This is a genomic window from Rhizobium sp. O111 (assembly GCF_055616315.1).
This window is the reverse complement of record NZ_JBSHXL010000002.1, coordinates 1,329,173-1,343,042: the sequence shown is the minus strand read 5'-3', so window position 1 is coordinate 1,343,042 and position 13,870 is coordinate 1,329,173. Positions and strand designations below refer to the sequence as shown.

The window sequence follows — 13,870 nt, the reverse complement described above, 5'->3', positions numbered from 1 at the left end:
GATTCTATCCTCAATTCGGGTTCAATAACCTAAGCGCCGAGATGGTTAATGCTGAGTTAACCCGCCTGTTGTTTCGCTAAAAAACGATAATTCGCACTTTTTGCGTAGTTGAAGAAGTAGCGCGATTCGCAATTGGCTGCAAATTGCCGAGTTCCCCGCGGGGAACGTCGATTTGGCCACCCATCAGGCGGCAGCGGCGCTCTGTTCCCCGCGGGGAACTCGATCGGTCGATCGAGGGTGTCGCGCCCCGCAGGGCTATGGCCGGGTTGTCGTCGGCTTGCTTTGTTCGCGCCGATGATCGGCGACTGCAGCTGATCCCAGCGAGATCATCGGAACGATAACACGGCCCGCCGTCGGCGTCTCTCCCCGTGAGGGGTTTTGAACAGGTGGTTCACGCGTCGTCGTGCCGCGACCGATACATGGCCGCTTGCCGTTGGAGGGCAATGCCGCCTGTCCGGTGCCGACGCACGATGCTCCCCTCCCTCCTCGGTCGCATGGCTAAGGCGCGCAAGCGGCCTGTACGGTGTTGGGTTGGAGAGAGGTTGCGTGCTGAATTGATCACACGAGAGCGCCTGTCGGTGCCTCACTCTATATCGCCCGACGCCCAAAGCGCGTGCCGGTCGCCGGGATCTCGTATGTCGCCGGATCTTCTCAATCGCGGTGGCGCCGGCTTGGCGATGACGCCAAAACAGAAAGGGCGCTCAACTCTTTCGAGGAGCGCCCTTCGTTCCCGGACAGCAAAAGCGTGTGAGCTCACGGCTCACTCTGCAGGCTATCGATACGGGTGGTGACAGATAGATGATGCGGGGATCAACTGATTTCAAGAGTGGACGGCGGGTGACGAATTGACCGGCGGATTACGTCCCGCCCCCGATAGAGACCTCTTCGCTCCGACCTTCATTTTCAGTCGCAACCGCGGGCGAGGGGTTGCGCTCGCGCCTTCGTGCCCTAGCCGGGTTGCCGGATCGCAATCCCTGAGCAGACACTGACGACGGATCGATGCCCGCTTTCTTCGCACGGGTCTTGACGATCAGATTGACCGACTGCGGTGTCAGCATCCGTCGCGAGACATTGCCCCATTGATCGATTTTCCGGAAGACGGGCCCGGTCTCTATGTCGCCCTCCCGTATCCATTCCATCAGTGCCTTGGCCGCCTCGCCAGATAGGTTCAACTGGTTGCCGCGTTCCGCCGCGCCGATCCTGACGGTCAACCGAGTGCGACGGGAATGCCTTTTGTGAACATCGTTGCTGCCTCCGATGGACAGGTCTTCGACGCGGAGACTGGCGACCTCCGCGCGACGTTGGCCGCCGGCCTCTGCCGCCAGCAACAGGATCGCGCGATCGCGGCGACCGACGATGCCGTCTTTCTTGCAGGTCTGGAGAAGACGGCGGAGGATATCGTCTGTTATTGGCATGGCGCTCATTGAGACCGGCGTGTGCCCGCCATTGTGCTTCGTCTGCTTGATGGCTCCTTTGACAGACGCGCTGTCGAAGGGGCCGGACAGGCCACGCTCTCGCGTCAGCAATGCCCAACTTGCGATCCGTCGACGAACGGTCGAAGGGGCATGTGGGAGGGCGCCTCTGAGAAGGGTCCGCTGGCGCAGACTGTCCTCAACGTGGCGCGGCATGCAATCACTCTGTCCATCCGGCGCATCGGCTGCACAATGAAGGTGCTGCGAGATGAAGGCGTGAACCATCTCTTCTGGCGTTGGCCAGGGCAGGGGCCTCTCAGTCGTGGCGCGAGCCCAAGCCTGAAGATAACCCAAATCAGAGGCGAGAGCGCGGAGTGTATTCTGCGCGATATTTCTCTGGGCCAGTCTTTTCAAGATAAGGGCATCTTCGTCTGTCAGCAGCTGCGCGAGCTGGTCGCGCCGGCCGAATGGGAAGATGCTATCAAGAATGTCGAGCGTCTCCGCGCGCGAAAGCGCCTGCGGATCGAGCGTCTCTTGAATATTGGGGTGAATTTTCCGCATGCCGTGCTGATCGTCAACCGTAGAAAGTCGCGACTATACAGACTTTCCGACTCGATAGCGATCACTATCGATAACTGACAAAAATGAGCCATCGAAAATGGGTCGTACGGGTCAGTAAAGAAAACCGCGCGTTATCTTCCGTATCGGAAAAATACCGTTTCAAAACAATGCAATGCTGATGGTGAATTTTGTCTGAAGATCGCACTTTTCATGCTCGCTCCAACGCAAACACCATAGCAATTCCCGTGCGATCTGGCAATCGCCTCCAGGCCTAAGCGCCGTTTTCATCAGCGAAATCGCCGCCTTCTTTCCAAACCGAACGCCGGTCTTCGCGGCAGCGGAATAATCGGCCAGGCGGAAAGAGCTGTCATATTTATAGCCTCAGCGCCCTCGCATCCTGCGCGGATAAAGTGCTAGCCTGCCGTAAAAGAAGACTGCGGAGGCTTGATATGACGAAGAAGACGCTTGGCGAGCGGACACTGGGGGACTGGCAGGCGCTTGCCGAGAAGGAACTTCGTGCTTCGCCGGATACGCTCGTGTGGAAGACGCCCGAGGGAATAGACGTCAAGCCGCTCTATACCGAAGCCGATCAGAGCGCTGTCGCGCAGCCGGGCTCGCTTCCGGGCTTCGCACCCTTCACCCGCGGCCCGCGCGCCACCATGTATGCGGGCCGGCCCTGGACGATCCGGCAATATGCCGGCTTCTCGACCGCCGAGGCATCCAACGCGTTTTATCGCAAAGCTCTGGCATCCGGCCAGCAGGGCGTCTCCGTCGCCTTCGATCTCGCCACCCATCGCGGCTATGATAGCGACCATCCGCGCGTCGAGGGCGATGTCGGCAAGGCGGGGGTTGCGATCGACAGCGTCGAGGACATGAAGATCCTGTTCGACGGCATCCCGCTGGAAAAGGTCTCTGTGTCGATGACGATGAACGGCGCGGTCATTCCGATCCTCGCGAATTTCATCGTTGCCGGCGAGGAGCAGGGCGTGTCGCGGGCAGCCCTTTCCGGAACCATCCAGAACGACATCCTCAAGGAGTTCATGGTCCGCAACACCTACATCTACCCGCCCGAGCCCTCGATGCGGATCGTCGCCGATATCATCGAGTACACCTCCAGGGAGATGCCGCGCTTCAACTCGATTTCGATTTCCGGCTATCACATGCAGGAGGCAGGCGCGACGCTGGTGCAGGAGCTTGCCTTCACGCTGGCCGACGGGCGTGAATATGTGCGGGCGGCAATCGCCAAGGGGCTCGATGTCGATGAGTTTGCCGGCCGCCTGTCCTTCTTCTTCGCGATCGGCATGAACTTCTTCATGGAGGCCGCCAAGCTGCGCGCCGCGCGCCTGTTGTGGACGCGGATCATGGAGGAGTTCGCGCCGCAGAAGGCATCGTCGCTGATGCTGCGCACGCATTGCCAGACGTCGGGCGTCTCGCTGCAGGAGCAGGACCCTTATAACAACATCATCCGCACCGCCTTCGAGGCGATGTCGGCCGTGCTCGGCGGCACGCAATCGCTGCACACCAATTCGTTCGACGAGGCGATCGCGCTCCCGACCGAATTCTCCTCGCGCATTGCCCGTAACACCCAGCTGATCCTCCAGCACGAGACGGGCGTCACCAAGGTGGTCGATCCGCTGGCCGGATCCTACTATGTCGAGAGCTTGACGAACGAGCTTGCTGAAAAGGCCTGGGCGCTGATCGAAGAGGTGGAAGGGCTCGGCGGCATGACGAAGGCCGTCAACGAAGGGCTGCCGAAGCGGCTGATCGAGGAGGCGGCCACGCGTCGGCAGGCGGCGGTCGACAAGGGCGACGAGATCATCGTCGGCGTCAACAAGTACCGGCTGGAAAACGAAGAGCCGATCGACATCCTCGATATCGACAACAGCGCCGTGCGGGCCTCGCAGGTCAAGCGTCTGGAAGAGACGCGGCGTCGCCGCGACCCGGCCAAGGCGGCGGAAACGCTGGAGCGGATGCGCGAGGTGGCTGAGAGCGGGGTGGGCAATCTGCTGGAGGCTGCGGTAGAAGCAGCGCGGGCGCGCGCCAGCGTCGGCGAAATCTCGGATGCGATGCGGCGTGTTTTCGGCGATCACACCGCCGAGCCCGAGGTCGTGAAAAACGTCTATGGCAATGCTTATAGCGATGAGCCGGAGCTGCAGCAGTTGCGGACGCGGATGACCGTGATTTCTGAAGCACTGGGCGGGGCGCCGAAAATCATGGTCGCGAAGCTCGGGCAGGATGGGCATGATCGGGGCGCCAAAGTCATTGCCTCGGCCTTCGGCGACATCGGCTTCGATGTGCTGGCGGGGCCGCTGTTCCAGACGCCGGAGGAGGCGGCGAACCTTGCGATTTCAAGCAAGGTGCATGTGGTCGGCATGTCGTCATTGGCCGCCGGCCACAAGACGCTGGCGCCGCAGCTGATCGATGCGCTGAAGGCGAAAGGCGCCGAAAACATCATCGTCGTCGTCGGCGGCGTCATCCCCCGGCAGGACTATGCGTTTCTGACCGAGCACGGCGTCGCGGCGGTGTTCGGGCCCGGAACCAACGTCATGGATGCCGCCAATTCGGTTCTCGACCTTCTCGAAGGCAAGCGCCGAAACCAGTAATGTGGTCGTCTTCCCCTGTCTCCCAGTTCGGCCGCTAACATAAAGCGCTGGGTTGCGCTCCGCCCCACTTCCCCAAGTCGATGTTTCCGCTACATAACTGGCGGGAGCAACCGGTCGACGTCCATGAAACCTGATGAATTTGATTTTCTCGCCCATGACGGCGAGCTCGCCCGGCTTATCCGCGGCTTCGACTGGGAGGAGACCTCTCTCGGTCCACTTGCGCTTTGGCCGAACGCCGTGAAGGTCACGACCTCGACCATTCTGCAATCGCCGGTGCCGATCGTGACACTCTGGGGCGAAGACGGCGTCATGATCTATAATGACGCCTATTCGGTGTTCGCCGGCGGCCGGCATCCGCAGCTTCTGGGATCGAAGGTGCGCGAGGGCTGGCCGGAGGTCGCCGATTTCAACGACAATGTCATGAAGGTGGGATTGGCCGGCAAGACGCTCGCCTATCAGGATCAGGAGCTGACGCTGTTCCGCACAGGCAAGCCCGAACAGGTCTTCATGAACCTCGATTATTCGCCCGTTATGGATGAGGACGGTCGTCCGTGCGGGGTGATCGCGATCGTGGTCGAGACGACCGCCAAGGTGGCAGCCGAGCGCTGGCGCAATGGCGAGCAGGAGCGGCTGCGGCGCATGTTCGAGCAGGCGCCCGGCTTCGTCGCGATGATGCACGGCCCCCATCATGTCTTCGAGCTGACCAACGCGGCCTATAACCAGCTTGTCGGCGGGCGTAATGTCGTCGGCATGTCGGTGCGCGACGCGCTGCCGGAGCTGCGCGGGCAGGGCTACTACGAGCTGCTCGATCAGGTCTATACATCGGGCGTCGCCTATGAGGGGCGGGCGCTGCCGGTCGATCTACAGGTCTCGCCCGACGATCCGGTCGAGCGAAAATATGTCGATCTCGTCTACCAGCCGGTGACGGAGCCGGATGGCAGCGTCATCGGCGTCTTCGTTCAGGGCTCCGACGTGACCGATCGCGTCGCGGCCGAGGAGGGGCTGCGGGCATCCGAGCGGCAGAGCCGCCAGATCATGGACGGCGCCATCGACTACGCCATTCTCGCGCTCGATCTTGATGGGATCATTCTGCGCTGGAACGAGGGCGCGCGCCGCATCTTCGGCTGGACCGAAGACGAGGTCGCCGGCAAGCATTGGCAACTGCTCTTCACGCCCGAGGATCGCGCAGCCGACAAGGCGAGCGAGGCGATGGCCGCGGCACTGAGACAGGGCAACGCCCATCACGACCGGTGGCATGTTCGCAAATCCGGTGAACGCTTCTGGGCCAATGGCGAGATCCGCCCGATCCGGGACGAGGACGGAACACCGGTCGGCTTGGTCAAGGTTCTGCGCGATCGCACGGAGGAACACCTGACGGCGCAGGCGCTGAGCGACGCCGAGGCGCGGCTGCGCCGGGCGCAGGAGGCCGGTGGCGTTGGCGTCTTTTCGCTTGATCTCGAAACCAATGTGCTCAACGCCACGCCGGAGTTCTGCAAGATCTACGGATATGAGGACGCCGGCGACGTCCGCATCGAAACGCTGGAAGGGCTGATCGTCGAGGAAGACCGCGAGATCAGCTCCAACGGCAGGACGCGCGCGGCGGGCGCCTCGCCCTTGAATGTCGAGTATCGCATCCGCCGCGCCGATAACGGCCAGAAGCGCGTCATCGCCCGCAAGGGAGAGTTTGAGCGCGACGCCAGCGGCAAGCCACTGCGCTTCGTGGGCGTCGTGCAGGACGTGACGGACCGGCGCAAGGCCCAGCGCGAACTGAGAGAAAGCGAGGCCCGCTTCCGCGCGCTGGCCCAAGCGATCCCCAATCACGTCTGGACGGCGCGGCCCGATGGCCAGCTCGATTGGTTCAACGAGCGCGTCTATGAATATGCCGGTGCGGCACCGGGCGAACTCGACGGTGGCGCCTGGACCAAGATCGTCCACCCCGACGATTTCACCGCCATGGCTGACCGCTGGCGGTCCGCCTTGTCGTCGGGTGAGGCCTATGAAACCGACCTCAGGCTGAGGCGCGCCGATGGTTCCTATCGATGGCACATCGCACGCGCGGTGCCGTCGCGCGACGAGGACGGCCGCGTCTTCCGTTGGATCGGCACCAACACCGATATCGAGGACCAGCGCGAGACGCGCGCGAAGCTCGAGGCGCTGAACGAAACGCTCGAGCAGCGCGTCGCCGAACGCACCGCCGACCGCGACCGGATGTGGCGGCTGTCGACCGATATCATGCTGGTCGCCGATTTCGAGGCCAAGATAACGGCGGTCAATCCTGCATGGAAGACCGTCTTCGATTGGGAGGAGAGCGAGCTCATCAACCGGTCGTTCCTCGATTTCATCCATCCGGAGGATATGGCGACGACGCTGGCCGAAGTCGGCAAGCTCAGCGAGGGCGCGACGACCTTCTCCTTCGAAAATCGTTACCAGGCTAAAGACAAGAGCTATCGCACCATTTCCTGGACGGCGGTTCCCTATGACGCGTCCATCCATGCGGTCGGCCGCGACGTGACGGAAGAGCGCGAGGCGGCGATCGCGCTTCGCAACACCGAGCTTGCCCTGCAGCAGGCCCAGAAGATGGAGGCAATCGGCAACTTGACCGGTGGCGTCGCCCATGACTTCAACAATCTGCTGCAGGTCGTGGCGGGCAATCTCCAGCTATTGTCGCGCGATGTTATCGGCAACGACAAGGCGCAGCGCAAGATCACCAACGCGCTGGCCGGCGTGGAACGTGGCGCCAAGCTCGCGGCCCAGCTCCTCGCCTTCGGCCGCCGGCAGGCGCTCGATCCCCGCGTGGTCAATGCCGGCCGGTTGATCCGCGGCATGGACGAGATGATCCGGCGCACGATCGGCGAAGGCGTCGAGGTGGAAACGGTCGTCTCGGGCGGCTTGTGGAACACGCTGGTCGACCCGATGCAGATCGAAAACGCGCTCCTTAATCTCGCGATCAATGCCCGCGACGCGATGGAAGGGTTCGGCAATCTGACGATCGAGGCCGGCAACGCCTATGTCGACGACGCCTATGCGCGGCAGCACCAGGATGTCGTGCCCGGCCAGTATGTGTCGATCTCGGTAACGGACACCGGGGCGGGCATACCTTCCGACCTTCTGGACAAGGTGTTTGAGCCGTTCTACTCGACGAAGCCGGAGGGCAAGGGGACGGGGCTCGGCCTCTCCATGGTCTATGGTTTCGTCCGGCAATCGGGCGGACATGTGAAGATTTACAGCGAGGTCGGACACGGAACGACCGTGAAGATGTATCTGCCGCGTTCGCTGCAACAGGAAGACCTGCAGGTCATCGATCCGCATGCGCCCGTTGAGGGTGGGCCGGAGACCATTCTGGTCGCCGAGGATGATGAGGGCGTGCGCACCACTGTCGTCGAAATGCTGCAGGAACTCGGCTACCGCGTTCTGAAGGCCGGCGATGCGGCAGCGGCTCTTTCGGTCATCGAAAGCGGCATCCACATCGACATGCTCTTCACCGATGTCGTCATGCCCGGACCGCTGAAAAGCAGCGAGATGGCGAAGAAGGCGAAGGAGCGCCTGCCTGGCCTCGCCGTGCTCTTCACCTCCGGCTACACCGAAAACTCCATCGTCCACGGCGGACGGCTCGATCCCGGCGTGCAGCTTTTGTCGAAGCCCTACACACGCGAGGCGCTCGCCCGCAAGATTCGGCATGTCATCGACGAAACGCAGAAGAACGCGGAGCGCAGAAAAGACACGTCCATCGCAGCCATACCCGCGCCCGTCTCGCCCGCCGCATCACAGGCGCTGCGCGTGGTTCTGGTCGAGGACAATGCGCTGATCAGGATGGCGACCGCCGACATGCTGGTTGAGCTTGGCCACGAGGTGCTTGAGGCCGAATCCGCCGAGGAGGCGCTTCCGCTCTTTGGCAGCGAGCCGATCGATGTGCTGGTGACCGATCTTGGTCTTCCAGGCATGTCCGGTGACGATTTCTGTCGCGAGGTGCGTAAGCGCTGGCCTGAGATCGGCATCGTTTTCGCGACGGGTTCGGAGAAGAAGCCCGAGATGGACGATAGTTCCAGGACGGTCCTGCTGCTCAAGCCACACGGGCTGGATGAGCTGAAGAATGCCTTGGATGCTGTTGGGGGAACGGGCTAGCGGGCGATGCCGCTCGGCAACGGTCGGCGAGCGATACTCTGCTCGGGAGGTTTCAAGGCGGACGGCCAAACCCTGGCCGTCCGCCCTTTCAGTTGAACAGTCTTGGCGTCCTTAGCGAGCGCCCGCCTGCAGGCCCGCCGCATCGGAAAGGATCGCGGTCGCCTCGTTCAAGAGAACGTCCTTTGCCTTCTTGCGCGCATTCTCAAGCGCGATATCGGCCGTCAGGCTGCGCTCGTTGGATTGCAGGCCGTCGTCATTGGTGGTGTCGACGCCATCATCCAGCTGTGCGCGCGACTTCAGCCGGTTTTCGCGCGCGGTCAGTTCCTTGCGGCGGTCGGCTTCGTTAAGCGAGATCACGCCCTTGTCGCGCTGCGCCTTCAATTCGGCAACGTCCTCGATAAGACGCTGGAAGTCCGGGTCGGTTTCAACACGCTTGTCGTGAAGGGCCTGCAGCTTCGGCAGTTCCGCCTTGAGGTTGCCGGCCTGCTTGTAGCGGGCGGGCTTGATCTGCGCCCAGGGCAGCGCGTTGTCGTAGCTGGTTTCGCCGAACGTCTTCGGGTCGGAGAGACCGGGCAGGGCGATGTCGGGGGTGACGCCGCGTAGCTGCGTGGTACCACCGTTGACGCGGAAGAACTGGGCGATCGTCAGCTTCAGCTCGCCGAATTTCGGCTTGTCGTTGCGCGCCACCTGGTCGAGATTGACCACGGTCTGAACGGTGCCTTTGCCGAAGCTCGGCTCGCCGATGATCACGCCGCGACCATAGTCCTGGATGGCGGCCGCGAAGATCTCGGAAGCGGAAGCCGAGCCGCGATTGATCAAGACGCCAACGGGGCCGGTCCAAGCCGGCGTCGGCAGATCGTCGCTTTGAACCTCGACCTTGCCATCGGCGCCGCGTTGCTGAACGACCGGGCCCTTGCCGACGAACAGGCCGGTGAGGTCGATCGCTTCGGCGAGCGAACCGCCGCCATTGTTGCGCAGGTCGATGAGCACGCCGTCGACCTTCTCCTGCTTGAGTTCGGTCAGCAGCTTGGCGACGTCGCGGCTGGCGCTTCTGTAATCCTTATCGCCCTTTCGGCGGGCTTCGAAGTCTTCGTAGAAGGCCGGCAGCGTGATCACGCCGATCTTGCGGGTGACGTCGCCATCCTTGACCGGCAGAACGGCCTTCTTGGCTGCCTGCTTGTCGAGGCTGATCTTGTCGCGCACGAGGCTGATGACGCGATGACCACCATCGGCGCCGGCATCGGCGGGCAGGATATCCAGGCGGACGATCGAATCCTTCTCGCCGCGGATCAACTGCACGACTTCATCGAGGCGCGTGCCCATCACTTCCTTGATCGGACCGTCGGCGCCCTGGCCCACACCGGTGATGCGGTCGCCGACCGCAAGCTTGCCGGAAAGCTGCGCCGGGCCGCCCGGAACGAGTTCGCGGATCGTGGTGTAATCGTCGCGCTCCTGCAGAACCGCGCCGATGCCAACCAGCGAGAGCTTCATCGAAATATCGAAATCGGCCGATGCGGTGGCGCCGAAGTAGTCGGTATGCGGATCGATGGACGTCGAATAGGCGTCCATGAAGGACTGGAAGACGTCGTCGCTCTTGTATTTATAGGCGCGCTCGAGCGCGTTCTTGTAGCGCTTGTCGAGCGTGTCGCGAATGGTGGCCTCGGTCTGGCCGCCGAGCTTCAGGCGCAGCCAGTCGGCCTTCACCCGCTTGCGCCAGAGATCGTTGCTCTCGGCCTCGGATTGCGGCCAGGGTTTGTCGTCGCGCACCAGCGCGTAGTCTTCCTGCGCGGTGAAATCGAAGCCCTTCGTCAGGAGATCGCGGGCATAGGTCATGCGATCGACAATGCGCTGTTCGTAGAGGTTGAAGATCGAGAAGGGGAGCTTCAGGTCTTCCGTCTTGATCGCGTCGTCGATCTTGGTGCTGTCGGCCATGAAGGTGTTGATGTCCGACTGCAGGAAGATCATCCGATCCGGATCGAGCGACTTGATGAAGCGATCCATGATCTTGACGGAGAGGCTGTCGTCGAGCGCGACCGGCCGATAGCTGTAGCGCGTCAAGAATTGCGCGCTCAGCTGGGCCGCCTGTTCCTGCTGCTTTTGCGGCGCCAGAACCGGCACCGCTCCCATGTCCAGCGCATGGGCCGTGGGCGCAATCGCCAGGAGAATGCCGAGGAAACCGTATTTAATGCGCATCAAGCTCTGATCCAATTCCGACTGCTCGCGTTTGTCTACAATGTAGGTGGAGCAATTATGGTTTTTTAGCAACCGGGTTGATTGGACGGACGAAGGCTGACGACGATATCATCTACAACTTTTGGTGAGACCGGCGTTATGGCGGGCACTCGCGGGGATAAGGACCGTCCCGCGCCATCAGAAGCGCGGCGGCTCAATGCCCTTCGAGCGGTATGCCGCGATCACCGTATTGGCCATCAGCTTGGCGATCGTCATCGGCCCGACGCCGCCGGGAACCGGCGTTATCGCGTCCGCGATCTCGCTGCAGTCCTCGAATGCCACGTCGCCCACGAGATGGGTCTTGCCATCGGCATTGCCCTCCATCGGCACGCGGTTGATGCCGACATCGATCACCGTTGCTCCAGGCTTCACCCAATCCCTGCCGACCATCCGCGCCCGACCGACCGCCGCCACGAGAATATCCGCCGTGCGGCAGAGCGCCGGCAGGTCTTTCGTACGGGAGTGCGCGGTGGTCACGGTCGCATTGGCGGCAAGCAGAAGCGCCGACATCGGCTTGCCGAAGAGGTTCGACCGGCCGATGACGACGGCGCTGAGCCCCGAGAGATCGCCGCCATGGACGCCGCGAACGAGCACCATGGCGCCGGCGGGCGTGCAGGAAATCAGTCCTCCATCGAGATCGCCGGTCGCGACCTTGCCGGCATTGACGACGTGCAAGCCATCGACATCCTTCTCCGGCCGGACCGACTGCGTGATTTTCTCGGCATCGAGATGCGACGGCAGCGGCAGTTGCACGAGGATGCCGTGCACGACCTCATCCTCGTTCAGGCTTGCAACGAGGGCTGCGATTTCGTCCTGCGTCGACGTCGCCGGAAGCGAGTGCTGGATAGAAGTGAAACCGCAGTCCTTGGCCATCCGCCCCTTGGCGCCGACATAGGCGTGGCTCGCCGGATCGTCGCCGACGATGATCACCGCCAGCCCCGGGGTCACGCCGGCGCGATCACCCAAAGCCTCGGTCGCGGATTTCACGGATTGGATGACGGCGGCGGCGGATTGCCGACCGTCGATCAGGCGAGCAGCCATCGAAGACCTCGTTGGGAAGAGAATTATGGGAAAGTCGGGTGGGAAGGGCAGACGACGTTGTCGTCTGCCCGGTCACCTCAAACGAGCGTCTTGGCGGCTGCCAGGACCTCTTCGCCGACATGAACCTCATGGCGGGTTTCGGGATATTTCCGGTCGCGGACATCGTCGGCGAATGCCTGGAACGCTTTCACGCGCAGTTCCTGCAGGCGCGCTTCCTCGGCGGCGAGATCGGCATATTGCTTGCCGTGGCGCGGCACGCGGCTCGTGCCGGTTCCCAGCACGTCGCAGGAGAACAGATACTGGGAATCGCAGACGGCGCCGCAGCCCATTCCAAGCGTGATCAGCGGCGTCGAGCGCGTGATCCATTCGGCGATCGCGACCGGCACGACCTCCATCTCGACCGCCCAGGCGCCGGCCTGCTCATAATCCTTCACCCGGCGATAGATCGAGGCCGCCTCCTCAGGCGTCTTGCCGATCGAGCGGAAATTCGTCCACGTGGCCCAGCGCGGCACGAGGCCGACATGGCCGCTGACGGGAATGCCCTCCTTGGCCATCGCTTCCAGCAGGCGCAGCGAGCCGGCGAAGTAGATGCAGCTGGCGCCGAGATCGAGCGCGCGAAAACCTTCGCGGATGGCGCTCGATTCATCGTGGATGGCGCCCTGCACATGGGCTGCCTGGATGAAGGCTGTGGGGGCTGCCTTGCGTATCCTCGGCAGCTGCTCATCCACCTCGCAGGTGAACATCTCTATGCCGGCCTCGGCGGCGGCGGCTGCCTCCGCCGGGCTATCGACATGCATGGTCAGGAATTGACGCTTGCCCTTGAGCGCGCGCAGATCGGCTACGGTCAATGCACGGGTCATGCCTGGTTGCCTTCCTGCGCTTCCTTGCGGGCGTTCTCGCGTTGCAGCTTCTTCTGCCAGCGCGCGTTCATCGCTTCATCGCCATCCTTGGTGCCGTCGTGCCAGGTGCCGAACCACTTGTCGAACGGGATCAGGCCGTCGGCGTAGTTCACCTCGAAATACTTGTGGTGGAGGTAGTGGGCATAGGCGTGCGTATCGAGCCCGCCTTCCTCGCCCGCCTCGATCTTGTCGAAGCCGACATGGCCGACCACCGCGCCGAGCGCCAGCGAATGCAGATTGTAGATGGCGACGAGCGGATGCGAGAAGATCACCAGATGGATCAGCGCTTCACCGAAGAAGAGCAGATGCTCGACCGGGTGCATGGCAAGCGATGACCAGGGCGATGGATTGACCGAGTTGTGGTGCACCGAATGCACGAACTTGTAGAGTGCCGGAATGTGCAGCGCGCGGTGGATCGCGAAGAAGTAGGCTTCGTGGAACACAGGCACGAAGAGCACGATGCAGGCAAGCCAGACCGGATTGTCGTGGAAGTTCGCCATCGGCACGTAGTTGTTCGCGAATGCCCAGAGCGTCACGACCTCGATCGCGGTCCAGATCGTAACGCCGGTGCCGACGCCGCGAATGATGCTGTCATAGGCCTGCGAGCCGAATAGGAAGACGGTGTTCTTCTTGTCGGCCGGGAAGTTGGGATTGTACTTGAAGCGGTTTTCCTGGCGGCGAAGCTTGTAGAGCCGCAGTTCGATGACACCATAGAACAGGAAAAACGCCGCGAGGTTGCGCGCGAAGATGAGCGCGATCCAGCCGACGGAGAAGGTCTTCGTCGTCTCGGTCCCCGGCGTCAGGAAAAACCAGAAGATCGCCGCGGTGACCATGAAGAAGGCGTTCCACGGAAAGAAGTAGTTCGGCAGCCACTTCAGGAATTTCAGAGGATTTGGCGGCAGGACGAAGACCGGTGCGGGCGTCAGCACGCCGTTCGGCGTCCAATGGCCTCTTTTGTCTCTCTTGCCGAATTTTGAATCGTCCATGACTTGCCTCCCGC

General features: G+C 62.5%; 7 protein-coding genes and 1 pseudogene. 3 read left to right on the top strand and 5 right to left on the bottom strand.

Translation table 11 applies throughout. From position 1 onward, the window contains the following. Nucleotides 1-857: 857 nt before the first annotated feature. Nucleotides 858-1,973, bottom strand: coding sequence for a tyrosine-type recombinase/integrase (locus ACVTFQ_RS25720; RefSeq protein ID WP_313760044.1), 1,116 nt, complete (start codon nucleotides 1,971-1,973; stop codon nucleotides 858-860). Nucleotides 1,974-2,422: 449 nt separating this feature from the next. On the opposite strand from ACVTFQ_RS25720, the gene scpA reads away from it, so the two are divergent. From scpA to ACVTFQ_RS25705, 3 genes and pseudogenes are all read left to right on the top strand, one after another. Then, nucleotides 2,423-4,576, top strand: a complete 2,154-nt coding sequence (gene scpA / locus ACVTFQ_RS25715; protein ID WP_470424167.1) for a methylmalonyl-CoA mutase — start codon at nucleotides 2,423-2,425, stop codon at nucleotides 4,574-4,576. A 123-nt stretch (nucleotides 4,577-4,699) separates the two neighbouring features. Then, a pseudogene (locus ACVTFQ_RS25710) lies at nucleotides 4,700-6,712 on the top strand (PAS domain-containing protein); the annotation flags it as partial. Further along, nucleotides 6,692-8,698 carry a hybrid sensor histidine kinase/response regulator gene (locus ACVTFQ_RS25705; RefSeq protein WP_470424181.1) on the top strand — a complete coding sequence of 669 codons (2,007 nt, stop codon included), beginning with the start codon at nucleotides 6,692-6,694 and terminating at the stop codon, nucleotides 8,696-8,698. The pseudogene ACVTFQ_RS25710 and the gene ACVTFQ_RS25705, both read left to right, overlap by 21 nt. A 111-nt stretch (nucleotides 8,699-8,809) precedes the next feature. On the opposite strand, the gene ACVTFQ_RS25700 is transcribed toward ACVTFQ_RS25705, so the two are convergent. The 4 genes from ACVTFQ_RS25700 to ACVTFQ_RS25685 form a co-directional block, all read right to left on the bottom strand. After that, nucleotides 8,810-10,891 carry a carboxy terminal-processing peptidase gene (locus ACVTFQ_RS25700; RefSeq protein WP_313760046.1) on the bottom strand — a complete coding sequence of 694 codons (2,082 nt, stop codon included), beginning with the start codon at nucleotides 10,889-10,891 and terminating at the stop codon, nucleotides 8,810-8,812. 177 nt (nucleotides 10,892-11,068) lie between these two features. Then, nucleotides 11,069-11,971 (bottom strand): bifunctional methylenetetrahydrofolate dehydrogenase/methenyltetrahydrofolate cyclohydrolase FolD, encoded by a 903-nt coding sequence (gene folD / locus ACVTFQ_RS25695; protein WP_470424166.1) that lies wholly within the window; start codon nucleotides 11,969-11,971, stop codon nucleotides 11,069-11,071. Nucleotides 11,972-12,048: 77 nt separating this feature from the next. Next, a complete protein-coding gene (locus ACVTFQ_RS25690) occupies nucleotides 12,049-12,831 on the bottom strand; it encodes a 3-methyl-2-oxobutanoate hydroxymethyltransferase (protein WP_313760048.1) in 783 nt (260 codons plus the stop codon). Further along, entirely contained in the window at nucleotides 12,828-13,856 is a 1,029-nt protein-coding gene (locus ACVTFQ_RS25685; protein ID WP_209235751.1) for a sterol desaturase family protein, read from the bottom strand. Before ACVTFQ_RS25685 ends, ACVTFQ_RS25690 begins: the two co-directional genes overlap by 4 nt. Between the last annotated feature and the right edge of the window lie 14 nt (nucleotides 13,857-13,870).